Below are 26,065 nucleotides of genomic sequence, written 5' to 3'. Positions count from 1 at the left end.
TTCCCGCACTCACAAACCAGATTGAGGTAAACCATGATGTCTATTAGAAGAAACTTGGGGCGGGGCGTCGGGCTCGCTTCGGTTGCACTGGCTACATACATATGCATCTTCTTCGCCTCATCGGCCAGAGCTGCCGGGCCGACCATTGAAATCAAAGAATCCGGCTCCACCGTGACTGCAAGAATTTTAGAGATCCCAGAAAATCTTCCCTGCGCAATGGTTGCATGGGACGGCGCCAGGTACAGCGAGGCCGATTTAGATTCTTCCGAGAAGGCAGAATCCTTCAACGATCAGGCGTTGACGACACCGGATCCTCAGTTCATTTTCACCAATTCGAATGAATCAACCATGGAGATTGAATTTCCGTTACCAGGAAAATTTGTGATTGCGGTAGGGTGTACATCTCTGGAGGACGGCACAGATACCGCTTATTCGACCAAGACAATAACAATTAGAAAAAATGGGACAGGAAGCATTAACACCGGAAGCTTTGGAAGCTAGACGGCAAGCAGCACGCAGATTCCACCTCCAATCATTTGCGCGACCCAAACAGCGTATACAGCCCGACCTTGCCAACTAGAAAGTATTCGCGGGATCCCGTCAGTATGTAAGTGCATTCGCTGCGAAAGTGCGAACCCCACGGGCGGCTTCGATACGTCCCCCGAGGGCAGGACCGTGGTTCCGAGTTTGCTGATCCTGCTTACCCCCCAGCGTCATCGCGGACGGATCGCCCGGCGCGATCGAATCCACTTCGATCAGGATGTCACGGCATCCCTCTTTTGGGTTTTCTAAATCCTGGCGAGGCGGTCAGCAAAAATCAACCATTTGGCTACTCGCCGCAAAGGACTTTGTCATCACAGAATCATGCCGATACTCAGACCTTCGCGGCAAGCTAGAGTTCTGCCGCTCGGGCGAAGTCCCCGGCCACGTGGGCTCCAATTGCTCCGGCCAGAATGATCGCCGGATGCGTCGCGGCCAGATAGAGCCCCGACACGCCTTCGGCGAAGCCCAGCAGCGGGCGGCCACCACGCGGGATGGGACGGTCAGCGACTACCGCCTCGATCAGTTCCACTTGGTCACCGTCCTCGAGCTGACTGCGGATCGCGTTCAGCGTCGGCCCCGCAAGCTCACGAACATCTCCGGAGAACCCGACCGGAACATCTTCAGCCGCAATCAGTGTCGTGTCGTCCAATTGCCGGATCTCGAAATCCGGAGAGGAGAGTATTCCGTTCACCAATGGGTGGGGCGTCGAGAATCTGATGAGGCAACACGGGGAGGCGTCGACCTCGACGTCCACTCCCGCCGACGCCGCGAGTCCAGGAATCGCGGTACCCGCAGCGAGCACGGTGGCCGATCCGTAGACGGGACCGTCGGCAGTCATTACTCCGCACACTCTCATGCCCTCCGCGAGCACCCCGAGCACACTGACATCGGAATACACTGTGGCACCGTACTCTTCGGCACCTCGCAGGAGCGATCGAGCGAACGCAACCGGGTCAACGCCACCGTCATCAGGCGCGTACGCTGCGACCGAGGGGGCCGTCCGCAATCCCGGCTCACGAGCAAGGATCTCCTCTTTACCGATGAGGTCGACGGGATGGCCGAGTGCTCGATGAGCATCTATGAACGCTCGGGTCTCCGCATCCGTCTCTTCCCAGGTGATCGCGCCTCTGCGGCGCAAACCGAATGGCTCGACGAGTTCGCGCTCCAGGCGGTCGAATTCGACTGCGGCGCCTTGCCGGAACGGATCTGAGTAAGTTTCTGCGGCGCTCTTCGAGAGGCCGACCCAGGCAAAGGAGTTGCCGGTCACCCCTCCGGCCACCGAGCCGTGCTCCAGCACCGTGACTCGGAGACCAACGCGCGCCAGGTGATACGCGATCGACGCGCCGACGACGCCGGCACCAATCACCAGGATCGGACTGTCGTTTCGACCATTCGGATGCGTCACCAGTGGACCATATCTGCGAGCCGCAACGTGGATCCACTCAATTTGGATGCGAGGACTTCGGCGGTAAACGGAGGACTAAGCCTCGGCGCACATCGGGACCGATACGGTGTGCTCATGCTCTGGCGTTGGTTCGCAGTCGTGATCGTCATCCTCGCTGTTGCCGGCCTTTGGCATGTGACCATCCCCGATCGACCAGTTGCCGTAATAGTCGACGCCGAGACGCTGGGGTGCGCGACCCCGTATCCGATCGGCCCGCTCCAGACGACATCAACGGCGACGGTTCCAGACGATTTCGTACCCGTCGCCGCAGTCACGTGCGACCCGTTTGTCAGCGACAACGTGGCAGCCGACCGAACCGTCAGCTTCTCTGCTCATCGTTGGGAGGGCGATTTCAGTCGGGCGGTGGAAATGCTGAACCGCTCGTCCGCGCACAAGACTTGGTTCCCCGAAGGCTGCGGTGACAACTACAGCCTGGCTGTCCTGGACCAATTCTGGTTGGTCGACGATCGAGGCCGAGCAACTCGGCCGGGGTATCCCTCCGATTCGTGTGGACTGCCGAAACCCGGTGGCCTGGCCGCCATCAAGGAACTGACACCGGTCGGCAGTACCGAACACCGAATAGCGTTGTCCGACGATCAGATCTACGAACTGTCGCATTGCAGGCCGACCTACCGAGCAGCCACGACAGGTACAACGGCGCTGACATCGCTGTCGGCGGGCAGCGTTTTCTGCCGATTCTCCTCCACCGAATTCGTAGGCACATCGTCTACGACGGAAACCTTCGACGGACTTCCACCCGCTCCCGACTGTGACGCGGTGGCCACCGAGGTGGCGTCGACGATCTACGTGGACCGTCCCACGAACGAGGAACAATTACTCACCGTCGAACTCGACGGCTGTCGGCGCGTCATCGCCGACGGATACGCACCGATGCAAGCGTCGGACGAGCTGTTGGTGTCTTTCCGGTAGTGCTGCGCCACAATGCAGTTGATCTCCCGCCCGGATGCGTAGGTCCCGATGTGACCAGTGACAGCCCGCAATCCTGTCAGGCGCCCGGGAACTGAAGGTGCGCCTGGGTCTTTCCCAGAACCGTCTGGCCCTTGTGCGTGACTGTGACATCGATCCGCGTTGTCCGCATCGTGGCGTCGATCCGCGCGATCTTCGCAGTGATGGAGAGATCAGCACCATCGACGGCATCGACTACGACGGGTCGAGTAAAGCGAGTTTCGTACGAGAACACACCACTCGGATCGCCAACCCAGTCGACGATGGCCTTCAAAGCAATTCCGGCAGTGAGCATTCCGTGAGCCAGAACTCCCGGTAGCCCAGCCGCGGTAGCGATTGCGTCGTTGAAATGGATCGGGTTCATGTCGCCGGAGGCACCGGCGTAGCGAACTAGGTCATCACGAGTGAGGACCAGATCAACCTTCGCGACGATGTCACCGAGGACGAGGTTTTCGAAAACCGGCACGACGGGTACGGTCATGCGCCTTCTCCTCGCGCCAGCAGCGTCGAGGTGACCGTTGCTACCAAAGCGTCGGTCACGTCGTGGATCTCGGAAACTGTCGACAGGATCGCACTGCCTGCACGCACTGTCACCCCTGTAATCGTCAGTGTCGTAGACAGGTCATCGCCGGCGACTATCGGACGCTGATGCTCGATCTTCTCGGAAGTATGGACCACACGAGTCGGATCGAGCCCGGTATCCGGCGTGCGCAGCAGTGCCATGATCGCTCGTTGCTGGACAACGGTTGTGAACGTTGTCGGTGCGATGACATCGACGAACCCGGCCTCCCTGGCGACACCGACATCATGATGCAAGGGATTGCTCGAACGCACCGCCAGAGCGAACTCGCGAATCTTCTCGCGCCCGACAAGGTACGAAGACGAGGGAAACACCCGGCCGGCGAGCGCTGGGTTCACAGGAGACATCCCGGAATACTAACGGCGGCCGACTTCGGGTTGATTCGTGGCCTGAGGTCTCGTCGGCCCGAGAATGCGATCGAGGAGACGCTCAACCAACTGCACCGCCAATTCTGCTGTGCCGTAGCCGGGAAGCATCCCCTGGGCGAGCCCGGCGACAGCCGCCAGAATGAGCTCGGCGTCGAGGTCGGGATCCATTGACGGCGCAACCGCGTCCCGATTGGTCACTCGTTGAAGCTGGACGGAAATGAGCGCTGTCAACTCTCTTGGCGCAGTGAGGGTTTCCTCGGCGGCGATTCCTTGTCCGGTCAGTGCGGCAGCGTGGAAGGCGCCGAGAACAATCGCTTCCTCCCGACGTTGTCGATCGAGCGGGAGCATGCCAACAAGGAACGCTGAAATAACCTCGCGGGGTGTCGCTTCCGCGCCAAGAACAGACAACTCCTGCATCAAGCGAGCACCCGCATCCTGACGCACAGCTTGATGCGTCGCGAGAAGGAATTCCCGCTTCGTGCCGAAGTAGTACTGCACGAGTCGCACCGAAATCCCTGCCTCGGCAGCAACGGACTGAAATGTCACCGCCGCGAGCCCACCGTCGACAATCACTCGCCGCACCGCATCGGTGATCTCCCGTTGCCTCACTTCATGGTCGACCAGTCGCGGCATGAGGCTGTCCTTCCCCTTTCGATATGGATGACTTTGACCCGTTAATGATACGCACGTACCGCATTAGTGATACGGTCATACCATCAAAATTGAAAGCAGCGAGAGGGAGGCTCATGCCGAAGATCGGACGATTCAAGAACGAGGCATCAAAGCAGGCGTACGAGAGCATCTACCGAGAACTGGAGGGCACCTGGCCGGTTCCGTCGACACAACTCGACGTGCCGACATCGTTCGGAACCACCCATGTCCGTAGGTCGGGGACCGGCACGGAGACGCCGATCGTCCTGCTGCACGCAGTCGGCGCCAATTGTCTGCAATGGCACATCGTCATCGAGGACCTGTGCCGAGACCGAGTCGTTTATGCGCTGGACACGATCGGTACTGCAGGCCGCAGTGTGCAGACCGCTCCATTGACCGGGGAATCCGACTTCGCCACCTGGGTGGGCGAGGTATTGAACGAACTCGGGGTCGATCGCGTCCACCTGGTCGGCTACTCGCATGGTGCGTGGCACGCCGTTCTCGTAGCACTTCACGCCCCTGAACGACTGGCGAGTGTGACCCTAATCGAACCGGGTGGAGTCTTCGACAAGCCCTCGTGGCGTGTGCTGCTGAAGATGATCCGCGCCGGTATGCGCCGCACCGACAAAAATATTCGCAAGCTCAACGATTGGCTGTCCCCCGGGTACGTCATCGGCGATCGCGAGTTCGCTTTGGTTACAGAGGCATTGAACTACCGGCCCGGTGTCGGGTGGGCACGAATGCTCAAAGATGCAGAAGTGCAGTCGATCTCGGTCCCCATGCTCGTAATCTCCGGCGCTGAGACGGTGGTCTCCAGCCCCGAGCAGGTGGCCGCGAGGTTAGCTGATCTCGTCCCTGAAGCCGAAGTGGAGATTTATGCCGGAACCGGCCACGGAATCCTGGGACACATACCTGATCGGGTAATTCCCCGACTCATGAAGTTCGTCCGCAATCATGACGACGCGAAGCGGACGTGATCTCGCGGACCAGCCGCCGACAAGGTAGTGATGAAGCCGGTCAATCAGCCGGCCAAGGCGGTACAACTGACAGATGAGAACATTCCTCTCCGACCGCCGCGGTCAGGTAATGGTGGCCGTTGCCGCCGCCATTTTGGTCGTAGCGGGAGGTCTGTGGTGGACGAAGACCATCTCCTCGCGCAGATACTCGGTGGCAGTGCTTCCGACCACGAGTCCGATTGACGATCACAGATGCGGACGTACCTGGGCTCGCGGTGACTGCCCGAGGTCGAACCCCCAGCGCTGCCCGAGCATTGGCGACCGACGCCGCCGAAGCTCTCTGTTCGATGTTCGAAGAAGCCAACGCAATGACTTCCGGAGGGTTCACGTTCACCGTCGTTCCACCGGGGAACTGACGGATCTATGGTCAGTAGCGCGGCCGCACCAGGTTTATGCCTGTTCGCGCTCGGCTGCGAGGGAGACAGCCTGTTCGAAGGTATGGACGAGCACTGCACGTCGAGCGACCTTGTGATCCTCGTCCGGTTCGAGTTCGTCAATGTAGCCATCCCACACGCGCAGATATCGATCGCGCCAGTCGATCAGCACTCGCGTGGACGGAAACGTCACACCGACTCGTTTCGTCTGGGCAATATCGGTGAGGATCTCGAGCCACGCCGGCACCATCTCCCCGCCCCATTCATCCGGCTCCAGACTCGAATCGTCTTCGAACTCGGCAGTGATGTCGTCCACGATTCGACCGGTCAGGGCCCCCAACCCATCCGCGACGGTGTCACTGTCAAAGTTTCCCGGACCCCAGACTCCCACAAGCCCTCCCATATCGAGTGCGGATAAATTCAGGTCGACAGTCGCGTTCCTGTCGCAGCAGGCCGTGAGCGTGCTCGCAGTCGCAGGTCGGCAATTGCAAATTGGAGAATCTGCCGCCCGCTCAGTCAGAGCTTGCGGTCATTGGCGCCCGCCCAAATCGGACTGTCGACTATCTTCCGAAACTTCGGCGACCCACCGATTGCTGAAATTTTGAGCATCAACCAGTTCCAGATTCTCACAGCCACCTCCGCGTCGTATCTCACCGTCAACACTAACCGACCGGCGAGACTCTTTTGGCTACCGGTACACCACTATGCGTCGACCAGTTAGATCAAGTGTGAACTCGAACTGGCGCAACAGATCGCCGGGAACTGCAGGAGCGCTTGGGTCTTTCCCAGAACCGTCTGGCCCTTTGTGCGTGACGGCGATTGGTTCTGGGTGCATCGATCCGGTCGGAAGCACTGCGATGTTTGTCGGCACACGGAATTGCGCTCGGTGGAGATCGAGGATCCGTATCCACGGGTGTCGCAGGCAATTCCTGAAGATTCGCAGAGGAAATAGCTGCGCATCGCCACCCCCAACAGCGATTCCGTCGATTGTGTAACAACCACACGAAGAACAGCCATCGATGTCCGAAAGGAAGACTGATCCGGCGAGACCGCGAGGTAGTGTCACATCTGCCCAGCAAAACTCGCCACGATCTCGAGAAGACGGTCGGCCTCGCCAACTGCCACTTCTGACGTTACGACGTTGCTGGGCAGGTGTTTACGGAAAAGGGTTTCGCACGCGGGGTACCGATCGCTGATGGGACTGATCACCCCTTCTCCGAAAGATGTTGGTAACGAATCGAACCCCGAGCATAGAGGTGCAACGATTGGGCGAGTTGATTCAACGCCCCGATGTGCGATCTATCTGTTTGCGCCAATCATTTTCGGCAAAGGCTTAATTCGCCGAACGGGGCCGGGTACTGCAATAGCTGGTCGAGTATTCGATCACGCGTCTTACGCTAAGGAAGGACCGAGAACATGACTGAAGTAATTTCGTGGATTGTCCAGAATCCGATTGGTGCCGTCGTCGCGCTTGTTGCCGACATCATAATATTGACGATGTCGTCTGTCGCGGGACACTCGTAACCGAATCCGCCCGTCCTTCACGGTATTCCTAAGTCGGGGAACTACATTCGAAACACAGAGGGCCGCAACCGCAGCGTACTGTCGGCGCTCGTCACTGACCTTTCGTGGCCTCATATGCCCAACTGCGCTGGGTCCGTACTGACGTCCCTCGTGTCGAGTGTCGCACCACCAGTTTCAATCAGTCACGCCATCACTACTCAGGAGGAATCACAATGGGTTCGATCAACGCATTCAACGAATGGGTCAACCAAGCTACGCATGCGGGCGACCCGTTTGCCACCGCCATAGCGATCGTCCAGTTCTTCGCGGTGAGTCTCGTCAACCTGTTCACCGGCGGCCCCATTCTTTAAAGGAGTCCACTCGGTCTCACTTCTGCTCGGCGTCCATCGCAGCCTGTTCTTCGGCTGTACTGCTCCTCGCGAAAGGTGGCCGGGACATCGCTGACGAGCATGATGCGCAGTTCGGCCTCGCGGATGGTCAGTGAACGCAGTTTTGGACGGTCGATCAGGACGAGTCGACATCGGAGCGAATGAACACCGAAGTGCCCAAGCATGTTCGACGCTTGGGCACTGTCGGGCTTGTTACCCGGCAGTCGGGGTGTGCTCGGGGTTTTCCTGGATGTATCGCAGATTGCGAACCCCTACGCTATCGCAATGGACTTGATGGTCTGGATCGTCACGACGCCATTTCTTGCAGCAGCACTGGCGGGCGTGATGCGACGAACGCTGGGGACGAGAGTCGGATGGCCGCGAACCCTTGCGGTCGCGGTGATAGCACTCTCGGTGGGGGTTCCACTGTCGGGATACGTCGCAACGCTTGCAGGAATTGCCAGCCAGGACGATCAACTTCTGGTGAGCGTAGGAACAGCGCTCATATTCTTCGGAGTTGTCGCGCTCTGGGTGTTCGCAGCATGCCTGGCCGCATTGGTTTTCCTCGAAGTTGTCCTTCCAACAGGATCTATCCCCGGACCGCCAGAAGCATTGCAGCGCAGCCGAAAATCGTGGCGCCGAACCAAGCGATACGTCCAGATCATGGGCATCGTCGTGCGAGCGGGAGGCGGGCCCGCTCTCCGTGCTGGGCCATCAGCGCCTCAGTTCGGGGACGCGCTGGTGGAAGTAATCAACCGGTGCGGTGTCACTTTCGTCAAGTTGGGACAGATCCTCGGCACGCGAGACGACCTCATACCACCCGAGTTGGCTCGCACTCTCTCGTCTCTGCAAAGTTCGGCACGACCGGCTGATCCAGTCCGCATTGCGAAGCTACTGGCATCGGAACTCGGCGACGCACCAGAGTCGGTGTTCGCATGGTTCGATGTGGAGCCGTTCGCCGCCGCCTCTGTCGCACAGGTACATTCCGCGCGCACCGTTGAAGGCGTCGACGTTGTGGTGAAGGTTCAACGCCCCGAGGCGAGCGCACAAGTGAGCGTGGATTGCGATATCTTCCTTCGCGTGTCATCCCGCGCGGAGACCCGTTTTCCCTGGGCACGCGATATCGGCGTTCACCGACTCGCCGGGGGCCTCGTCACGTCACTGCTCGAGGAACTCGACTACCGCACCGAAGCAGCGAATACCGGCGCGATTGCTTCCACCATGTCGAACCGCCCGGATATCGTCGTTCCGCACATCTACCCCAACCTCAGTAGCGGACGGGTGCTCGTGATGGAACGTCTTCACGGCACACCGCTCTCCGACGGTGAGTCGGCGCTCACCGGCCTCGACCGCGACACCCGCAGCAGCATCGCCAACGAACTTCTTGCGTCGTTGCTCGACGGGATCTTTGTCCACGGCGTGTTTCACGCGGACCTGCACCCCGGCAACATCATGATCCTCGATGACGGCCGGGTCGGGCTCCTCGACTTCGGCGCAGTAGGGGTTATGGACGGCGAGACACGGATCTTGTTCGCCGTGCTCCTCAACGCTGCCCTCGCAGGTGATCCGGTGGCGACAGTCGACGCGATGCTGATGGCATTCGACGTGCCGCCCGAAGTTGATCGCGGAGCACTACGTCACCAGGTGGGCCGAGAGATCACCCTGCTCAGTGTCCAACCCAATGTTTCCATGGCATCGTTCGCGCGAATGTTCACTGTGCTTCGCGAACACCGAATCGGAGTGCCGGGAGACGTCGCCGCCGCTTTCCGTTCGCTCGCGTCCTTGGAGCGCGCCCTGCGGCTCCTGGATCCGCAGATCGACCTCGTCGCTGCTGTTCGGGCCGAAGTACCCCGACTGTTGACCCATGTCGCCAGCCCGACTGCAGCCGCGCAGGCAATCCTGTCGACGACGGCGGTCACAACCGCGGTGGTCCGGCGCCTGCCTGGTCAGCTCGATCAGATCGCGACCTCGATCGCGTCGGGAAGCTTCACACTTCGCACTCGCTCGGTTGCACACCCCGACGACAGGCGATGGCTACGACGGTCGGCGAACAACGCCCTGGGTATGGCGGCGGGAGTGACCGCGCTGATCGTCGCGGCGATCCTGCTGTTCGTACCTGGCGGACCACAACTCACACCTCAGCTGTCGGGCTATGCACTCGCGAGTGCGGTACTGGGCTTCGTCGGCGTCGTTCTGTGCATGCGGACCGTGTTCCGTTTGTTCACACTCGACAACAGGTAACCGAGAACTGATTTTCATCGCTTGATCTCGATGTCGTCGAAGTCGAGCGCCAGGAGGGTCGGCCGCGAGAGAACGCGACTGCCTGGGCCCCGCGGGAGAACGCGCCGTCGAGTGGGAAAGGTGAGACCGTCGAACTCGCGATGCTGGTCGCAGTAGAGAGCAGCTTTCGCCCAGCTGCCTACCGGTTCGGCGACGAAGTCGTGACGGCGGATGAGGCCACCGTTGTCGACATAGAAGGTCTGCTGCCGGCAATGGGTATCGATCGCCGGCGCGAACGTTGCTTGTAGTCGTCGCCATTGCTGCCCGGATTCCTGCCAAGGTTCGGCTTCGGTGACAGTGATGTCGTCGCGGGCGAGCAGTAGCGGTGCGTTCAGATAGTTCCAAAAGGCGTAGCCGGCAAAGTAAGCGGTGTCGAGCGCGTCCCAGTGGAGGTTGCGCCGGACGCCACTCAACCCGAAAAACTCTGGACGTGGGTCGGTTCGACTCCCGAGTTCTTCGCCGTCACGAGTTTCGATCCGCACGACGCCCTTGTCGAACACAGCGCACTCGCCGACACGCGGAAAGTCTTGGAGGACAGTGCGTTGCTCGGCGACTTCAACCTCGACCGTGAACTTCGCCAGCTTGTTGCCGGGGAAGCGCTGAGGCAGCAGACCGCCCAAACGTCCCCGTGCCGTGATCGCTGAAACAGACTGCCAACGTTCGACTCCGCCATGTGCGGTGAGGACTTCATCGAGTAGTTCGGTCATATGTCGACGCTCTCCGTCCCCTGACGGAACTGTGGAAATCAGCGATCAGACGGACGCGTAGTTGTAGTTGCGTTCCTCCCGCGGTACCACTGCCACCCCGCGGTGATGATGACAGCGCCGGCAAGGGACCCGAGGATGCCGCTCGGGCGCAATGATAATCCGTCGCCTGCAATCAAACTCACGAGCAATCCGCCAACCAGCGAACCACCGATTCCCGCGATGAACGCGAAGGTCCAGTCCACTCGTGCGGTCGTTTTCCCCAGAATCAGCTGGGCTCCCGCTCCGATGACGATCCCGAACAGGAGTATTCCGATGATGAGCATGAGCTGAGACCCTTTCGTGGAGTGACGACGCAAGGCGCGAACGACTTACTCTGCGCCATCTTTCCGGTATGTCTCTTATGTCGTGGTGAAATCCGTGTGAAAGGTTGTCGCCACCCACTCCACACTGCTAGGACGACGCCAGTGTCGTCGCCCAGCGGTAGTCCGCCTTACCGGCCGGGGTCCTCTTGACTTCATCGACCAGCACGATCGTGCGCGGCACCTTGTAACCGGCCAACGTCTTACGGCAATGTTCCTGAACCGCTTCGAGAGTCAGCTCGTCGGACTCGGGATAGGTCGCGATCACCGCGGCAACCTGCTGCCCCATGCGCGCGTCGGGTGCGGGGACGACAAGCGCGTCGGAGATCGCCGGATGCGCGTGAAGGGCAGCCTCGACCTCTTCGGCGAAAACCTTCTCGCCGCCGGTGTTAATGCACTGTGAGCCGCGGCCTAGGAAGACAATCGTGCCGTCCGCTTCAACCTTGCCCATGTCGCCGAGCACCGAAAGACGGGTGCCGTCAGCGCGGGTCGGGAACGTGCGGGCGGTCTTCTCTTCGTCCTTGTAGTACCCGAGCGGGACGTTTCCGATACGCGCGATGTAGCCCACGTCGTCGGAGCCGGCGGGGATCTCTTCGAGCCGCTCGTCGACCAGGATCATGTTCGGCGAGGGCGGCATTCGCAGATTTCCCGCCTCATCGATGGAGAAGGCGCCGTCATTACCGGACTCCGAGGCTCCGAAGTTGTCCCGCAACAGCAGGTCCGGCTTCACCGCCAGCATGCGGTCTCGAACGCTGGTGGACCAGATCGCACCACCTGACGTGATCGAGAAGAGACTGCTGAAATCGACCTCGTCTTTGCGTCGTTCCATCTCGTCGACCAACGGCAGTCCCATGCCGTCACCGACGATCAGGATCACCTGTACCGAATCCTTCTCGATCGCTTCGACGACCTTCTCCGCAACGAATTCTCGTCGTAGAACCACGCGGGCACCGAGGGTGAGGAAGGTGAACAGCGAATACAACGCTGCGCCGTGCATGAGGGGGGCGGCAATGAGGAACGAGAGTTCCGGAAATTCCTTTGCAGCGCTGGCTATCTCGGCGAGGTCCTGTCGAGCTTCCTCGCCGTACGGATTTCCGCCGGAGAGCGGCTTACGGAAGAAGTCGTCGTGACGCCACATGACACCCTTCGGGTATCCGGTCGTCCCGCCGGTGTAGAGCAGGTACACGTCGTCGCCCGAACGAGAATCGAACTCCCCTACCGGTGACATCTCGCGAGCGTCGTCGAAGGAAACCACCGACACTTCATGCGCTTTCGCGGCAGCGACCAGTTCGGCCTCGACCTCGCCGATCACGATCACCGTCTTCACCTTCGGGCATGCACCGAAAAGGGAAGCAAGGACACGCTGATGCTCGAGGAGTTCCACGACCACTGCGACCGAGTCGGAGTTGGTGAAGATGTACTCGAGCTCGGCGGGCGTGTACCGGTAGTTCACGTTGATCGGGACCGCACGGATCTTGATCAACCCGAGGATCGACGTGACATGTTCGACGCTGTTCTTCAGGAACAGGGCTACATGATCGCCGCGCGAGATGCCGGCTTGCGCGAGCAGGTTGGCCGTTCGGTTGGCTTCCGCGTCCAGCTCAGCGTAGGAGAAGTTCTCTCCCTCGTAAGTCAAGGCGACGCGATCAGGCACCGAGCTGGCGACGGTTTCGAATACATCAGCGAGGTTGAACTGCATCGTCTTCCCTTTCAGAGTCTGCGCCGCGATACCGAGGCATACAACCCTGAATCTAGAACACGTTCCATGTCACCCGAGGCAAAACGGAGCGATTAGCTGACCATTACCTGGACCTGACCTTGATCGGCGCAGCGACGGCCGAGCTCGCACCGCCCGACACCCATTCGGCGAGCAAGGTCTGCCACGACCCGCAATGGCAGCGCAGGTAGGTGACCGTCCCCTCGCTGGTCCGATGCCGAGATTCGATCTCCCAGCGGTGGATGCAACTTATCGGCGCGAAATCTGTTTTCTTCATACGACGAGCATGATGTAATGGCATTGTGCATCTCAACCCTTACGGCGAATATGCGGTGACGCTGGCCGCCGACCTGGCCAATCGAAATCCCGAGACCTTGGCCGAACTCGTCGAACGCTGCGTCGACGCAGGCATCATTCTCGATTTCCCCATCGCCGAGAAGGACCTCGACGAGACCCTCGACCTTCTGATCGAGTGGTCGAAAATCGTCGACGTCACGGAGGAGGCTGCCCGCGCCGAGTTGGTGAACGTCATGCTCGAGCAAGCGTCGGCGTATCCGCGAATGACCAACCACGCCAACGACGGGTGGCATCTGCACTACCGCGATCCCCAACAGTCGCTCGCCGAGGTCCTCAAGGCACTCTTCTCGGTAGGCACGGCGCTGCACCTCGTCGGCCGCGGAATGCACAGATTAGGTCGGTGCACCCTGGACGAGTGCACCAACATCTACGCGGACACCTCACGCAACGGCAATCAGCGGTACTGCTCCCCCACGTGTGCAAATCGCGACGCGGTGCGACGCCACCGCGCGCGCAAGTGAGCCGGACCGACTACGACGTAGGACCCACTACCTCGAAATCCGAGCCACCTTGGTACTCGAACTGGAAACTGCCGCCGCTGCTTCCCGAGCTGATCCGATTCCACGCGTCGATCAAGTCCTGGACCGTGTTGTATCCCAGGTCCTGCAAAGAACCTGAGAGACTTCCGGTTCCGGCGCCCTCGAACCAGCCGCCGACCACAACGGCCTGCGGAATCGCGATAGTGGGGTTGGTCGGATCGAGCAGTCGAACGCACGCTCCCGCAACGGCGTACACCCCGGCCGGCAGATTCCCGACGGTCCGCGTGATCGTCTGCCCAGGCGAAACGGCAAACAGATCGAGGATGTTGCTGACGGTCGGATACACCAACACGCCGGGCTGGAGCAGCTTTGCCGGATCGCGGATCACGTCGGGGACATCCCTGGCGTTGAGGATCGCCACTGTGCAGTTGATGAAGCTGAACCGCGGGTTCGGATTGGTGATGGTGAAGGTGATCGCATTGTCCGCTGCGCTCACCGACACCGGAGGCGGGAGAATCGCCGGTGCTGCCGACGCCGTCGCCGGAGTCATGACAACAAGTCCCACGACGGCGGCCGACGCCGCGACAATGCTTCCGAGAACGCGTTTGAATCCACGACTTCGCATTTCCGAACCTCCAGGCAAGTCGGTCAGATCACCAGATGCCTGAAGAATAGACCGCTCAGTCGGAAAATTGGGGAGACAGACGGTGAGCTACCCGAAAAGTCCTTCGAGGCTGCCGCTGCCGAACAGGTCGCTCAGGCTTCCGGTATTGATGCCGCTGAACGGTCCACCGATGACAACGAGGCTCGGCACGCCAGGAACAGGCTTACCCAACGTCTCCAGATCGAGAAGATCGGAGCACGCACCGAGCACGGCGTAGGTTCCGTCCGGAACATCGGTCACGGTGTTGGTGACCGTCTGCCCCTTACCGACGGCGAACAGTGAGGACGGGTCGGTGATCTTGGGGTACACCACAAGGTTCGGATCGAGCAGCTTGAGCGGATCATCAAGCACGGCAGCAGAATCCGCGGCGTTGACGACAAACGCCTGGCACAACGGGGCAATGCCCGTGTTGTTGTTCGTGATCGTCAGTGCCAGATCGTTTCCGGTCACCTTGTACGAGACGACCGGCGGGACCACCTCGGCCGACGCAGTTGCAGGATTGACCATCGCGACGCCTGCCGCGGTTGCAGCGGCGACTGCCACGGTTCCCACGACGCGACGTACTCCACTCGTGCCCAGCTTCATCGAGGATCCTTTCGTACTGCGCCTTGAGTTCGGCAACAGTGCGCAGCCTAGAACGGATCTACTGACCGAATTGCGTGAATAGTCCCGGAGGGAGGCCGTGCCCGAAAGATCGGGACAAACGTCCCCTTCTCGAAGAGCTCGCTGTTCGACTCAGTTCCCACTGGAGACGAAGGGCGTTCGCACCGGTCCGCCGACCGAACCGTGCGGTGCTACCAATCCACGCTTTTCGAGGATCGGACGCACGCCCTCACCGAACTGATACGCCTCTTCGAGATGGGGATAGCCCGACAATACGAAGTGATCCAGACCGATCGCCGCGTACTCGGCAATCCGATCAGCCACTTCTTGGTGCGAACCGACCAATGCGGTGCCTGCACCCCCTCGCACCAATCCGACGCCGGTCCACAGGTTCGGCGCAATCTCCAGCGACCTCGCTCCGACGCCCTCCTTGTAAGCCGAACCGCCGCCGTGCAATTCGAGCATCCGACGCTGACCTTCGGAGCCGGATCGCGCAAGACTCGCCTGAGCCTGCTCGACGGTCGCCGGATCGAGCGCACTGAGCAGCCGATCCGCTTCTGCCCATGCCTGTTCCGAGGTGTCCCGGCTGATGACATGCAGACGGATTCCGTAGTCGAGGTGACGACCTTGAACTTCCGCGAGGTCGCGAATCCAGGCGATCTTGGCGGCAACAGCGGACGGCGTCTCACCCCAGGTGAGATACGTATCCGCGTAACGCGATGCGACGGTTCCGGCCGCCGGCGACGATCCACCGAAGAAGATGGGCGGTACCGGGTCCGGAATACGCTGCAGCATAGCCTTTTCCACGTTGACGTACTCGCCGGAGAAATCAACCGGACCGTTACCGGACCACAACTGGCGGATCACGTCTAGGAACTCGCCGCATCGTGCGTACCGTTGGTTCTTGTCGAGGAAGTCACCGAACGTGCGCTGCTCGTGGTCCTCCCCGCCGGTCACGACGTTGAGCAGCAGACGACCGCCCGACTGCCATTGGAAGGTTGCGGCCATCTGAGCGGCAAGCGTGGGGCTGAGCAATCCCGGGCGCAGAGCAACCAGAAACTTGAGTGTCTCGGTGGTCTCGAGCATCATCGCCGTCGTCAGCCATGCGTCTTCGCACCACGCGCCGGTCGGCGTGAGGACAGCTTCGAAGCCGTTCGTCTCGGCGGCCGCGCCGATCTGATTGAGGTATTTCAGCGTCGCCGGACGATCACCGGACATCGAGCTGCCGTGCCCACCCGCCATCAGATTCCGGGAATCACCGTAAGTAGGCAAGAACCAGTGGAAGCGCAGTGACACGGTGATTCCTTTCGTCGACGAACAGGCAGAACTCTTCTGTCATTACAACCACAGTCCACCTCGAAGAACAGGGTTGAAATCACCCTGATCGCTACGGGTGCCCACTTTCGGCTCCGGCGATACCTTCGTGAATTTGCACCGCGACCCGGGGGCTCCGATGACCACGTTTGCCGAAGTCGAGCACAATTCACCGTTCTCGAACGAGACCGACGACGAGCGGCGATCCAGACTGAGAACCGTCGTCGCCGCGAGCCTGCTCGGCACGACGGTCGAGTGGTACGACTTCTTCCTCTACGCGACGGCCGCGAGCCTCGTCTTCAACCAACTGTTCTTCCCCAACCAGAGTTCCTTTGTCGGGACCATGCTTTCTTTTGCGACCTTCGCGGTCGGCTTTCTCGTTCGCCCCATCGGCGGAGTGGTGTTCGGTCACATCGGCGATCGCATCGGGCGCAAGAAAACGCTTGCCCTCACGATGTTCATCATGGGTATCGCGACGGCGCTCATGGGTGTCCTTCCGACCGCAGCTCAAATCGGGGTCGTTGCACCGATTCTGCTTCTGCTGCTTCGTATCCTGCAGGGATTTGCTCTCGGTGGTGAGTGGGCCGGAGCCGTTCTTCTGGCGGTCGAACACAGTCCGGAGAAGAAGCGCGGGCTGTTCGGCAGCATCCCGCAGATCGGACTGGCTCTCGGCTTGGCTTTGGGCACAGGAATGTTCGCACTACTTCAAACGGTCTTCGACGACGAACAGTTTCTCCGTTTCGGCTGGCGCATAGCCTTTGTTCTGAGCTTGGTACTCGTGATCGTGGGGTTGGTGGTCCGTTTGAAGGTCGACGAGACGCCGGCATTTCAGGCCGTTCGCGACCTCGAACAGCGCTCATCCGCCCCGCTCAGGGAAGTCTTTCAAGGAAGAGTCGCGCGAAACACCGTACTGGGCATGCTGTCTCGCTGGGGCGAGGGCGCCGCGTTCAACACCTGGGGCGTCTTTGCAATCACGTATGCAACCAAGACTCTGCATTTCGAAAAGGTTCCGGTACTTCTTGTGGTCACCGTGGCCGCAGTAGTGATGGCGATCTTGCTGCCGTTTTCCGGTTCACTCGCTGATCGGTTCGGCCCGCAACGGGTCTACATCGTGGGCATCGCCGCGTACGGCCTCGCGATCTTCCCCGCCTTCGCACTGTTCGGTACCGAGAATCTCCTGCTCTTCGGAGTCGCGATGGTCGTGGTCTTCGGAGTGATTCATGCCTTGTTCTACGGCGCCCAGGGAACGCTGTATGCGAGCCTCTACCCCACAGAAATCCGGTACACCGGGTTGTCGGTCGTCTATCAGTTCTCTGGTATCTACGCCTCCGGCGTCACACCTCTGATCCTTACTGCACTGATCGGCGCCACCGGCGGTTCACCGTGGCTGGCCTGTGGATATCTGGTGGCCACCTCGGCGATCAGCGTCGTCGCCACTGCGGCGATCAGGAAGCGTGATCTGCATCTATAGCGATCACATCTGAATATTCACCTCTCTTGCACATTTACTAGATATGCATAGAAATACCTGCGAAAAAGAACAGATCGAGATACGCCTGCGCATCGGATACATCGGTGTATCGTTTGGGGTCCCACCCTGACGGAGGCGCCGATGACGACTGGAACGGACAACTCGCCGGCCAAGCGTGTCACCAAACGCCGTGGTCAGACCCGGCAGCGTCTGCTCGACGCGGCTGCAGATGTCTTCTCCGAATCCGGGTTCGGGCACGCCACGGTCGAGCAGATCTGCGAACGCGCCGGATACTCCCGAGGCGCGTTCTACTCCAACTTCGATTCACTCGACGAATTGTTCTTCGCGATGTGGGAGCAGCGATCTGCATCAATGCTCGCCGATCTACGGCTGGCGACGGAGTCGATCACCGCCGGTAACATCGTCGACATCCATGCCGCTGTCGCCCGGATCGTGGCGGTGGTTCCGGTCGACCCGCAGTGGTACCGGATCAACGCGGAATTCACAGCCCACGCGCTCCGTAACCCGGCACTTCGCAAAGCCCTTGCCGACCGTGAAGACGCGATCCTTCGCACCCTGTTGCCCATTGTGGAGTCCGCACTCAGCGATGTCGGGCGAACAATCGTCGGCGACCCGACGGCGTTGGGACGGGCATTGGTTGCAGTGCACGACGGCACCAGCGTGCAGTGCCTCGTCGATACCGACACCAACGCCGCCTTTGCACTGCGCCGCGATATCTTCACTCGAATTCTGCTGTCCTACAGCGAAATAATCCAGAACAACCAATCGGAAGAGGAGTTGTCGTGAGCGAACAAGCTGACGTCATCGTTGTCGGGGCAGGGCTGGCGGGACTGGTCGCCACCTACGAACTGACGCGCGCGGGCCGCAAAGTCCTTGTCGTGGAACAGGAGAACGCTGCCAACCTCGGCGCGCAGGCATTTTGGTCTCTCGGCGGACTCTTCCTCGTGAACAGCCCCGAGCAACGCCGACTCGGCATTAAGGACTCCCTCGAGTTGGCAATGCAGGACTGGATGGGCACAGCCGGATTCGACCGTGAGCGCGAAGATCACTGGCCGCGTCAGTGGGCCAAGGCGTACGTCGAGTTCGCAGCGGGCGACAAGCGTCAGTACCTGCACGATCTGGGGCTTCGCCTGATGCCGAATGTCGGCTGGGCCGAACGCGGCCGCGGAATGGCTCTTGGACACGGCAATTCGGTGCCGCGCTTCCACCTCACCTGGGGAACCGGCCCCGGCGTGGTCGATGTCTTTCTGACCAAGGTGATTGCTGCCCAGAAGCGCGGACTGGTCACGTTCAAGCACCGCCACCAGGTGGATCAGTTGGTGGTGACCGACGGTGCGGTCACTGGTGTACGCGGAACCGTCCTCGAACCTTCCAGTGATCTGCGCGGCGTGAAGAGCTCGCGCACCCCCATCGGCGAATTCGAGTTCGCCGCACAGGCCGTCGTGGTCACCTCCGGTGGAATCGGCGGCAACTACGAACTGGTGAAGAAGAACTGGCCCGAGCGACTCGGCAAGGCGCCGAAGCACATGCTGACGGGAGTACCTGCACACGTCGACGGACGCATGCTCGAAATCACCGAATCCGCAGGCGGAAACATCGTGAACCGCGACCGCATGTGGCACTACACCGAAGGCATCCAGAACTGGAATCCCATCTGGCCCAACCACGGAATCCGAATCATCCCCGGACCGTCCTCGATGTGGTTCGACGCCACCGGCAAGCGTCTGCCGGTCCCCAACTTCCCCGGCTTCGACACGATGGGAACTTTCAAGTACATCCTCGACAGCGGCCACGAGTACACGTGGTTCATCCTCGACCAGAAGATCATCGAGAAGGAGTTCGCACTCTCGGGATCGGAACAGAACCCTGACTTCACCAACCGCGACTTCAAGCTCCTCCTCGAACGAATCAAGAAAGGCGCGCCGGGACCGGTCGAGGCGTTCAAGCAGAAGGGCGCGGACTTCGTGGTGCGCAACAACCTTCGTGATCTGGTCGACGGCATGAACGCCCTCACCGACGAACCGCTCCTCGACTACGAGGACATCGAACGCGAGATGATCGCCCGCGACCGCGAAGTCGACAACAAGTACAGCAAGGACTTCCAGGTCACCGCCATCCACGGTGCCCGTAATCTGTTGGCAGACAAGATCGTGCGCGTCGTTGCACCGCACAAGATCCTGGACCCCAAGAACGGCCCACTGATCGCGGTCCGGTTGCACCTGCTCACACGCAAGACTCTCGGCGGCTTGGAAACCAACCTGGATTCGCAGGTCATCAAGGCCGACGGCAGTGTCTTCGACGGCCTGTACGCAGCCGGTGAAGTCGCGGGCTTCGGCGGCGGCGGAGTCCACGGTTACAGCGCACTCGAGGGGACCTTCCTCGGCGGCTGCATCTTCTCGGGCCGCGCAGCCGGACGAGCATTGGCGCGCGACCTGTAGCCCCGAAATCAGGCGAGCGAATGCGTGACCAGAATGTGGTGGGCACGCATTCGCCGCGCCTCGTGCACGGATTGATGGTGGTGATGGTGCGTCGGCCCGCGCGCGTGGCGGACCAGATCGTGAACAGTACGGATGACGGTCGGCATTGCGACCCTCCCTCAGGAGATTGTGACTGCTGCTCTTGCCTGTGGAATCACTGTCTGGACACCGCCACTCGCGCCACCTCCTCCGGATCGATGAGGTGGGTATGGTCGTCGTCACCGACATCGATCTGCACGACGTCGATACGTGCGTTGAATGTGGTTGCGCCACTGTAATCAACACTGACAGGCATGCCGTAGTCATCCCCGATGTCGGTGGTCTCGTCCGCGGAGAAGACCATCGGTTGCGTCTGCTCGACGCGACCTGAGCCCACTTCGCGACCGTCGTGATAGATCGTGACCCCACCGCCTCTCGCGAGACCACCTCCGTCGTAGGTGAACTCAGCTCTGATCTGGTGTGATCCTGCCGGAATGTCAACGTCGGAACCGATGACGAACTCGGTCATGCCCAATAGGTTGTAGACGAATTTGGCGCGGCCTTCCCGCGCGTAAAGTGCCCAGCCACCAAATCTGCCTCCCTGCGCGATCATCACACCGTTGGCAGTAATGCCATCCGCGACGTCGACTGCTGCTGTGACACTGAATGATCGGTTCTTGATACTCAGCACGCTGTGCTCGCTCAGCCGTTTCATTCCGGGAAACAGAACCTGTCGATTCCCGGACACCAACTGCGGACGCCCCGCGATGTGAGGGTTGAACCTCTCGAATCTTCGGTCGTCGATCGGAAGCACGTTGTACTTGACTGCTTCGATCAACCACAAGCGCTGCAGTGCAGCGAGTTTCTCCGGCAACTCGGCCGCCAAATCTTTGGACTGCGTCCAATCCTGAGACCCGTCGTAGAGCTCCCACACGTCGTCGTCGAGAGCGGGGAGTGCCTCCGCGAAAAGCCACGGAGTGCTGTGCCTGGTGACCGCACTCCAACCCTTGTAATAGATTCCACGGTTGCCGGCCATCTCGAAGTACTGCAGATCGTGACGTTCGGCGACTTCGGCGTCGTCGAAGGTGTAGACCATGCTGGTCCCCTCGATGGGTGATTGCTGGACGCCGTTGACAAAGGTCGGTTCCGGTAGTTTCGCGACTTCGAGGATCGTCGGTGCAACGTCGATGACGTGGGTGAACTGCGACCGCGTCTCCCCCTGGTCCGAATCCCTGCAGGCCAGTGCACGATCGTCCCGTTACGGGTGCCACCCCAGTGTGACGCAACCTGTTTCGTCCACTGATACGGCGTACACATTGCCCACGCCCACCCCACGGAATAGTGGTTGTATGCGTCCTTGGTACCGAATTTGTCTTTCACTTCCGCCATGAACTCGGGCGTCTCGATGGCGGCGAGTCCGTTGAAGTTGGCCATCTCGTTGAAAGCGCCGTTGATCGTCCCCTCTGCGGACGCTCCGTTGTCTCCGATGATGTAGTACACGAGGGTGTTGTCGAGAGCTCCGAGTTCTTCGATCGCATCGACAAGCCGGCCGACATGGAAATCGGTGTGTTCGAGAAATCCTGCATAGACTTCCATTTGGCGTTCGAGGACGGGCTTCATCTCCTCACTCATGTCCTCCCACGCCGGGATGGCCTCGGGACGCGGGGTGAGGACCGCATCCGCGGGAACGACCCCCCGCTGTTTCTGCTGCTCGAGAATTGATTCGCGTTGAGCGTCCCAACCTCCTGCGAACCGGCCCTCGTACTTGTCGGCCCACTCCATCGGAACATGGTGCGGCGCATGGGTAGCGCCGGGTGCAAAGTAGACGAAGAACGGCTTGTCCGGAGCCAATGACTTCTGCATCCGAACCCAGTCGATCGCGTGATCGGCAAGGTCCTCAGTGAGGTGGTAACCCTCCTCCGGTGTCTTGTCCGGCTCGACAGGCGCGACGCCCTCGTACAGCGCCGGGTAATACTGGTTGTTCTCCCCGCCGATGAATCCGTAGAAATGCTCGAATCCGCCTTCTCCCGTCGGCCACGACGTGAACGGTCCCACCGGGGATGTTTGCCACGGCGGAACCTCGTGACACTTGCCGAACTGCGCCGTCGAGTATCCGTTGAGTTTCAACGTCATCGGCAGTGCGGCTTTGGTATTCGGCCGCAGCCCGGAAAGACCAGGAGCCGAGGTAGCGGTTTCGGTGATCGATCCCATGCCGACCGAATGATGGTTGCGCCCGCTCAGAAGAGCGGCGCGGGTCGGAGCACACAGTGCCGTCGTGTGAAACCGCGTGTACGTGAGCCCATTACTTTGCAATCGCTCAGCAGTCGGTGTGTCCGCTGGTCCTCCGAAGGCACTGCTCGCGCCATATCCCACGTCGTCCAACAGGACCACCAGAACATTGGGTGCGCCGGCCGGCGGTAGTAGCGGAGTGATCGGCGGAAACTCGGTGTCCGGATCCTTCGCGTCGTACGTCACCAGACCAAGATGTTGTCGATCCGGAATCGGTAGTACGGCGCGGCTCTGGTCTGTCGGATCCGTCATGACGTCTCGCCTTCTGTCTCTCACATGGCTCTTTCAAGCGTTTCAGGATCACGACGACGTCGACATCATCCGTTTCGGGTGAAGGCGCACCATTGCCGCAGCGTGGAGGCTTGAAGTGTGGATCAGCCCGGACGTTTCGCTCCCACCCCGATCGGGCATGCCTTCCTCGTCCCCCGGCGCCGTGTACGTGCCGGCCTGACCCAGATCCTGTGCGTCGTCGTGGGACTGGCTGCCGGACTGGGGATGCCGTACGTCCGGAGCGGCCCGATGATTCCCGCCCGTCAGGTCAGCGAGATGCTCGTTGCCCTCGGACTGGGGCTATTGGGTGTAGTGGCAGTGATCTTCTCGCTGCTGTTCCTCGTCGTCCAATGGGCCGCGACCACCTTCACCCCTCGCTTGTTGTTGTTCCGCGACGACCCCATCGTGTGGCGGACGTTTGCCTTCGCGATAGGCCAGTCGGTTTTCGACATCACGGCGGCGCTCGCCATCAGCAACGAAACAGATGTGTCCGTGGTCGTGCCAAGTCTCGCAGTGCTGGCGCTCTTGGCCACGCTGACGCTGATCAGGCTGCTCCAGCTGCGCGCATTCTCGGCCATCCAGTTGGCTCCTGTACTGACCACGATCTCGAGTCGTGGCCGAGCAGTCTTCGCCGCCGTGTACCCCACCACCGATCTGGAGTTGCCTCCTCTACCAACACTTCCGGTGATCACGACAATCGAGTGGCATCGACCGCCGGCCGTTCTGCAGCAGATCCTCGTCGAAGATCTGCTGCAGAACGCTCGGAACTGCCGATCCATGGTGGTCCTCCGAGTGTCGCCGGGTAGCACGCTGCGAGACGGATTGCCGCTCGCCGACGTCTACGGCGGACCCATGCCCGCCAACACGATCCTTGACGCCTTGGTCAGTGGGAGTGAGCGGACCTTCACCCAGGACCCCCTACTCGCGATTCGGTTGTTGGCTGACATCGCGCTCAGAGCGCTCTCACCCGCTATCAACGATCCTGCGACGGCCGTGCAGGCTCTCGACGAGATCGAGGACCTCCTCTCTCTGGTGACCTCCGTACGCGCAGATTCGATCCGGGCCGTCGACGAGCGTGGTGATCTGCGTGTGGTGATTCCACTGCCCGACTTCACGAGCTTCGTCAGAACCGGACTGGACGACGTCATAGCCTCGGCATCGAACTCGCCACTCGTTCTGGGCCGACTTCGCGACCTACTTTCGCACGTCGCCGCCCAATCGGAGTCTCGGAACCGCGATATTCTCGCCAAGCGCGCTCGCTGGATTGATCAGCTGTCACAAGGCTTCCCGCGACTCGAACCCCCGTTGTGAACCCGTACAGATTTGCGGGCCATCGCGTCAAAGCATCGTCAAGATCAGTCTCAGAGCTACGGGAAATGACGATACTGACTCGGTGAGACATGCAGTGATACTCGGACACCGTGGAGTCATATCGTCGACGACCCGCCCGGCCCGTGGGCCAGAGAATCAGAAGCTCTCCGTCGCAACCGGACTGGCAGGGCTTTCGCTCGACGCGATGGCCTCGGTGTCGTACGGGCCAGAAGCCATCGTGTTGGTGTTGGCCCTCGCCGGCGGCGCAGGGATCGGCTTCACCGTGCCGGTGACAATCGCCATCGCAGTGCTGCTTGTGGTCCTGGTGGCGTCGTACCGCCAAGTGATCGCCGCATTTCCCGAAGGCGGTGGCGCCTACGCCGTCGCAAAGAAGCATCTGAGTCCTCGCGCAAGCCTGACCGCCGCCGCATCGTTGATCGTCGACTACACCCTCAACGTCGCGGTATCGATCGCAGCCGGTGTCGCGGCTCTGACCTCCGCCTTCCCTGCGCTTCTTCCCTACACGGTCTGGATCGCACTGGCGATACTCGGCGGCATCACGGCACTGAATCTGCGGGGCATCGCAGATTCCGCGCGGGTATTCATGTTGCCCACCGTGGTTTTTGTCGTCAGCATCTTCACGGTGATCGGTGCCGGACTACTTCGGGAAAACCCTGCTGCCGCAACGGCTCCCTTCGTCGTCGACAACGCACACACGATCGGCATTCTCCTTCTGCTCAAGGCATTTTCGAGTGGTTGCGCCGCATTGACCGGTGTCGAAGCCATCGCCAACGCGGTACCCAGTTTCAAGAAGCCTCGCGTGCGTAGCGCTCAGCGTGCCGAAGTAGCTCTGGGAATCCTGTTGGGCACCATGTTGATCGGCCTTGCCGTGTTGATCGAGAAGTTCTCACTGGCCCCAGTCCCTGGAACAACGGTCCTGTCGCAACTCACTTCCGCTGCCCTCGGAAATGGTGTGGGCTACTACGTCGTCCAATTCTCCACCGTGATTCTGTTGGCGTTGGCCGCGAATACCTCGTACGGCGGACTTCCGAACCTGATGCGAATCCTCGCCGACGACAACGTGCTCCCGCATCGCTTCAGCCGGAAGTCGACGCGCGACGTCTTCACTTACGGCGTCTTGTCGCTCGGTTGCGTCGGTGCTCTCCTGCTCATCGGATCCGGCGGGAACATGAACACCTTGGTGCCGCTGTTCGCCATCGGTGTGTTCATCGGATTCACGCTCGCGCAGTTCGGCATGGTGCGCCACTGGCTCGCCGAACAGACGCCGGGCTGGAAGTGGCGCCTAGCGCTCAACGGTTTCGGGGCTGCGTTAACTTCGATCGCAGCAGTGGTGACTACCGCCATGAAGTTCACCGAGGGCGCCTGGTTGATCGCTCTCGCGCTCCCTGCGCTCGTCCTCGGCATGGAACGCATCCGCGGTGCGTACACACATATCGGTACTCGGTTAACCGTTCAGGGTGAGAACGATTCTCTGTCTATCGGATACAAACCAGCGGTCCTAGTACCCGTGTCCGAAATTACGTCGCTCTCCACCCGCGCGATGGCCGCGGCAACGGCGATGTCGTCACAGCCCATCGCAATTCGAGTCTGCCTGGCCCACGAATCGACGACGGACTTCACACGCCGATGGCAAGCCCGACACCCGAATTCGCGTTTGATCGTCATCGAGGACACCGAGAATTCCGTGGGGAACACCCTCGCCCGATACATCCGCACACACTTCCCCCACCGAGAGACCTTTGTTGTCGTCGCCACCATCGACCCGGCGACCAGATGGCACCGGTTCCTCCCGAGCCAACGGACCGATGAGATCGCTCATGCACTGCGCAAACACACCGAGGCCGTGGTGTGCCAGATTCCGGTTCGGATCGATCCGGCTCACCGCGATCCCGCCCTACGCGCGTAAGCCGAC

Annotated in this window: 24 protein-coding genes and 1 pseudogene; 12 read left to right on the top strand and 13 right to left on the bottom strand. The window is 60.7% G+C overall.

The genetic code is table 11. The features are described 5' to 3' along the window. Positions 1–36 precede the first annotated feature (36 nt). Positions 37–501 carry a hypothetical protein gene (locus ABIE52_RS25880; RefSeq protein WP_178377319.1) on the top strand — a complete coding sequence of 155 codons (465 nt, stop codon included), beginning with the start codon at positions 37–39 and terminating at the stop codon, positions 499–501. 391 nt (positions 502–892) lie between these two features. On the opposite strand, the gene ABIE52_RS25875 is transcribed toward ABIE52_RS25880, so the two are convergent. Beyond that, complete coding sequence (locus ABIE52_RS25875; protein WP_042447037.1) at positions 893–1,948, bottom strand: NAD(P)/FAD-dependent oxidoreductase; 1,056 nt, start codon at positions 1,946–1,948, stop codon at positions 893–895. 114 nt (positions 1,949–2,062) lie between these two features. Between ABIE52_RS25875 and ABIE52_RS25870 the strand changes: the two genes are divergently transcribed. After that, entirely contained in the window at positions 2,063–2,917 is an 855-nt protein-coding gene (locus ABIE52_RS25870) for a hypothetical protein (RefSeq protein ID WP_042447040.1), read from the top strand. A 76-nt stretch (positions 2,918–2,993) separates the two neighbouring features. Here ABIE52_RS25870 and ABIE52_RS25865 read toward each other — a convergent pair whose 3' ends face one another. Genes ABIE52_RS25865 through ABIE52_RS25855 form a run of 3 tightly spaced genes read right to left on the bottom strand, consistent with a single transcriptional unit; the run spans position 2,994 to position 4,534 of the window. Beyond that, positions 2,994–3,434: a MaoC/PaaZ C-terminal domain-containing protein gene (locus ABIE52_RS25865; protein WP_003940034.1), complete on the bottom strand. Its 441-nt coding sequence runs from the start codon at positions 3,432–3,434 to the stop codon at positions 2,994–2,996. Continuing rightward, the gene (locus tag ABIE52_RS25860) at positions 3,431–3,880 is read right to left on the bottom strand and encodes an FAS1-like dehydratase domain-containing protein (protein ID WP_019745537.1); all 450 of its coding nucleotides are present in this window, start codon (positions 3,878–3,880) and stop codon (positions 3,431–3,433) included. Before ABIE52_RS25860 ends, ABIE52_RS25865 begins: the two co-directional genes overlap by 4 nt. Before the next feature lie 9 nt (positions 3,881–3,889). Beyond that, the gene (locus tag ABIE52_RS25855) at positions 3,890–4,534 is read right to left on the bottom strand and encodes a TetR/AcrR family transcriptional regulator (protein WP_042447043.1); all 645 of its coding nucleotides are present in this window, start codon (positions 4,532–4,534) and stop codon (positions 3,890–3,892) included. Between the two features lie 113 nt (positions 4,535–4,647). Here ABIE52_RS25855 and ABIE52_RS25850 point away from each other — a divergent pair, with 113 nt between their 5' ends. Both ABIE52_RS25850 and ABIE52_RS25845 read left to right on the top strand, forming a co-directional pair. Then, entirely contained in the window at positions 4,648–5,529 is an 882-nt protein-coding gene (locus tag ABIE52_RS25850; RefSeq protein WP_042447046.1) for an alpha/beta fold hydrolase, read from the top strand. 218 nt (positions 5,530–5,747) lie between these two features. Continuing rightward, positions 5,748–5,924 (top strand): hypothetical protein, encoded by a 177-nt coding sequence (locus ABIE52_RS25845; protein ID WP_172827042.1) that lies wholly within the window; start codon positions 5,748–5,750, stop codon positions 5,922–5,924. Positions 5,925–5,958: 34 nt separating this feature from the next. Here ABIE52_RS25845 and ABIE52_RS25840 read toward each other — a convergent pair whose 3' ends face one another. Beyond that, entirely contained in the window at positions 5,959–6,258 is a 300-nt protein-coding gene (locus ABIE52_RS25840; protein WP_230793263.1) for a DUF4259 domain-containing protein, read from the bottom strand. Between the two features lie 1,420 nt (positions 6,259–7,678). On the opposite strand from ABIE52_RS25840, the gene ABIE52_RS25835 reads away from it, so the two are divergent. Beyond that, positions 7,679–7,816 (top strand): hypothetical protein, encoded by a 138-nt coding sequence (locus tag ABIE52_RS25835; RefSeq protein ID WP_156423131.1) that lies wholly within the window; start codon positions 7,679–7,681, stop codon positions 7,814–7,816. A 303-nt stretch (positions 7,817–8,119) separates the two neighbouring features. Next, complete coding sequence (locus ABIE52_RS25830) at positions 8,120–10,075, top strand: ABC1 kinase family protein (RefSeq protein WP_354541557.1); 1,956 nt, start codon at positions 8,120–8,122, stop codon at positions 10,073–10,075. A gap of 14 nt (positions 10,076–10,089) precedes the next feature. Here ABIE52_RS25830 and ABIE52_RS25825 read toward each other — a convergent pair whose 3' ends face one another. The 3 genes from ABIE52_RS25825 to ABIE52_RS25815 form a co-directional block, all read right to left on the bottom strand. Beyond that, a complete protein-coding gene (locus ABIE52_RS25825) occupies positions 10,090–10,821 on the bottom strand; it encodes a hypothetical protein (RefSeq protein WP_064443665.1) in 732 nt (243 codons plus the stop codon). 38 nt (positions 10,822–10,859) lie between these two features. Continuing rightward, complete coding sequence (locus tag ABIE52_RS25820; RefSeq protein ID WP_003939785.1) at positions 10,860–11,144, bottom strand: hypothetical protein; 285 nt, start codon at positions 11,142–11,144, stop codon at positions 10,860–10,862. 127 nt (positions 11,145–11,271) lie between these two features. Beyond that, on the bottom strand, positions 11,272–12,879 hold the full coding sequence (locus ABIE52_RS25815; RefSeq protein ID WP_064443664.1) for an AMP-binding protein: 1,608 nt from the start codon (positions 12,877–12,879) through the stop codon (positions 11,272–11,274). 320 nt (positions 12,880–13,199) lie between these two features. Between ABIE52_RS25815 and ABIE52_RS25810 the strand changes: the two genes are divergently transcribed. Continuing rightward, positions 13,200–13,715, top strand: a complete 516-nt coding sequence (locus tag ABIE52_RS25810) for a CGNR zinc finger domain-containing protein (protein ID WP_003940315.1) — start codon at positions 13,200–13,202, stop codon at positions 13,713–13,715. Between the two features lie 10 nt (positions 13,716–13,725). Here ABIE52_RS25810 and ABIE52_RS25805 read toward each other — a convergent pair whose 3' ends face one another. The 3 genes from ABIE52_RS25805 to ABIE52_RS25795 all read right to left on the bottom strand — a co-directional run bounded on the left by ABIE52_RS25805 (position 13,726) and on the right by ABIE52_RS25795 (position 16,296). Next, complete coding sequence (locus tag ABIE52_RS25805) at positions 13,726–14,358, bottom strand: hypothetical protein (RefSeq protein ID WP_064443663.1); 633 nt, start codon at positions 14,356–14,358, stop codon at positions 13,726–13,728. Between the two features lie 87 nt (positions 14,359–14,445). Next, positions 14,446–14,982 (bottom strand): hypothetical protein, encoded by a 537-nt coding sequence (locus ABIE52_RS25800; RefSeq protein ID WP_007729952.1) that lies wholly within the window; start codon positions 14,980–14,982, stop codon positions 14,446–14,448. 150 nt (positions 14,983–15,132) lie between these two features. Next, positions 15,133–16,296 carry an LLM class flavin-dependent oxidoreductase gene (locus tag ABIE52_RS25795; protein WP_058226639.1) on the bottom strand — a complete coding sequence of 388 codons (1,164 nt, stop codon included), beginning with the start codon at positions 16,294–16,296 and terminating at the stop codon, positions 15,133–15,135. A 157-nt stretch (positions 16,297–16,453) separates the two neighbouring features. Between ABIE52_RS25795 and ABIE52_RS25790 the strand changes: the two genes are divergently transcribed. The 3 genes from ABIE52_RS25790 (at position 16,454) to ABIE52_RS25780 (ending at position 20,244) form a co-directional block, all read left to right on the top strand. Then, entirely contained in the window at positions 16,454–17,785 is a 1,332-nt protein-coding gene (locus ABIE52_RS25790; RefSeq protein WP_064444197.1) for an MFS transporter, read from the top strand. Positions 17,786–17,926: 141 nt separating this feature from the next. Further along, the gene (locus ABIE52_RS25785; protein WP_042924910.1) at positions 17,927–18,592 is read left to right on the top strand and encodes a TetR/AcrR family transcriptional regulator; all 666 of its coding nucleotides are present in this window, start codon (positions 17,927–17,929) and stop codon (positions 18,590–18,592) included. Then, positions 18,589–20,244, top strand: coding sequence for an FAD-binding dehydrogenase (locus tag ABIE52_RS25780; protein ID WP_019745556.1), 1,656 nt, complete (start codon positions 18,589–18,591; stop codon positions 20,242–20,244). Before ABIE52_RS25785 ends, ABIE52_RS25780 begins: the two co-directional genes overlap by 4 nt. Positions 20,245–20,252: 8 nt before the next feature. Here the strand turns inward: ABIE52_RS25780 and ABIE52_RS25775 are convergent, their stop codons facing one another. Then, positions 20,253–20,390, bottom strand: a complete 138-nt coding sequence (locus ABIE52_RS25775) for a hypothetical protein (RefSeq protein ID WP_153211511.1) — start codon at positions 20,388–20,390, stop codon at positions 20,253–20,255. Between the two features lie 47 nt (positions 20,391–20,437). After that, positions 20,438–22,803: pseudogene (locus tag ABIE52_RS25770) on the bottom strand (arylsulfatase). Between the two features lie 117 nt (positions 22,804–22,920). Here ABIE52_RS25770 and ABIE52_RS25765 point away from each other — a divergent pair. Both ABIE52_RS25765 and ABIE52_RS25760 read left to right on the top strand, forming a co-directional pair. After that, the gene (locus ABIE52_RS25765) at positions 22,921–24,132 is read left to right on the top strand and encodes a DUF2254 family protein (RefSeq protein ID WP_064443662.1); all 1,212 of its coding nucleotides are present in this window, start codon (positions 22,921–22,923) and stop codon (positions 24,130–24,132) included. 94 nt (positions 24,133–24,226) lie between these two features. Then, complete coding sequence (locus ABIE52_RS25760; RefSeq protein ID WP_064443661.1) at positions 24,227–26,059, top strand: APC family permease; 1,833 nt, start codon at positions 24,227–24,229, stop codon at positions 26,057–26,059. Positions 26,060–26,065: the final 6 nt, after the last annotated feature.

It is taken from the genome of Rhodococcus sp. OAS809 (assembly GCF_040546695.1).
GTDB lineage: Bacteria > Actinomycetota > Actinomycetes > Mycobacteriales > Mycobacteriaceae > Rhodococcus_F > Rhodococcus_F qingshengii.
The sequence above is the reverse complement of the archived record's forward strand: the minus strand, read 5'-3'. Positions and strand labels throughout refer to the sequence as shown.

What these genes read in the sequence shown, in the direction of transcription:
- ABIE52_RS25880 (WP_178377319.1), top strand. Translation starts at nt 37, where the DNA reads ATGTCTATTAGAAGAAACTTGGGGCGGGGCGTCGGGCTCGCTTCGGTT.
- ABIE52_RS25830 (WP_354541557.1), top strand. Translation starts at nt 8,120, where the DNA reads ATGGACTTGATGGTCTGGATCGTCACGACGCCATTTCTTGCAGCAGCA.
- ABIE52_RS25860 (WP_019745537.1), bottom strand. Translation starts at nt 3,880, where the DNA reads ATGTCTCCTGTGAACCCAGCGCTCGCCGGCCGGGTGTTTCCCTCGTCT.
- ABIE52_RS25775 (WP_153211511.1), bottom strand. Translation starts at nt 20,390, where the DNA reads ATGCCGACCGTCATCCGTACTGTTCACGATCTGGTCCGCCACGCGCGC.
- ABIE52_RS25825 (WP_064443665.1), bottom strand. Translation starts at nt 10,821, where the DNA reads ATGACCGAACTACTCGATGAAGTCCTCACCGCACATGGCGGAGTCGAA.
- ABIE52_RS25805 (WP_064443663.1), bottom strand. Translation starts at nt 14,358, where the DNA reads ATGCGAAGTCGTGGATTCAAACGCGTTCTCGGAAGCATTGTCGCGGCG.
- ABIE52_RS25800 (WP_007729952.1), bottom strand. Translation starts at nt 14,982, where the DNA reads ATGAAGCTGGGCACGAGTGGAGTACGTCGCGTCGTGGGAACCGTGGCA.
- ABIE52_RS25815 (WP_064443664.1), bottom strand. Translation starts at nt 12,879, where the DNA reads ATGCAGTTCAACCTCGCTGATGTATTCGAAACCGTCGCCAGCTCGGTG.
- ABIE52_RS25835 (WP_156423131.1), top strand. Translation starts at nt 7,679, where the DNA reads ATGGGTTCGATCAACGCATTCAACGAATGGGTCAACCAAGCTACGCAT.
- ABIE52_RS25865 (WP_003940034.1), bottom strand. Translation starts at nt 3,434, where the DNA reads ATGACCGTACCCGTCGTGCCGGTTTTCGAAAACCTCGTCCTCGGTGAC.
- ABIE52_RS25850 (WP_042447046.1), top strand. Translation starts at nt 4,648, where the DNA reads ATGCCGAAGATCGGACGATTCAAGAACGAGGCATCAAAGCAGGCGTAC.
- ABIE52_RS25870 (WP_042447040.1), top strand. Translation starts at nt 2,063, where the DNA reads ATGCTCTGGCGTTGGTTCGCAGTCGTGATCGTCATCCTCGCTGTTGCC.
- ABIE52_RS25820 (WP_003939785.1), bottom strand. Translation starts at nt 11,144, where the DNA reads ATGCTCATCATCGGAATACTCCTGTTCGGGATCGTCATCGGAGCGGGA.
- ABIE52_RS25790 (WP_064444197.1), top strand. Translation starts at nt 16,454, where the DNA reads ATGACCACGTTTGCCGAAGTCGAGCACAATTCACCGTTCTCGAACGAG.
- ABIE52_RS25785 (WP_042924910.1), top strand. Translation starts at nt 17,927, where the DNA reads ATGACGACTGGAACGGACAACTCGCCGGCCAAGCGTGTCACCAAACGC.
- ABIE52_RS25855 (WP_042447043.1), bottom strand. Translation starts at nt 4,534, where the DNA reads ATGCCGCGACTGGTCGACCATGAAGTGAGGCAACGGGAGATCACCGAT.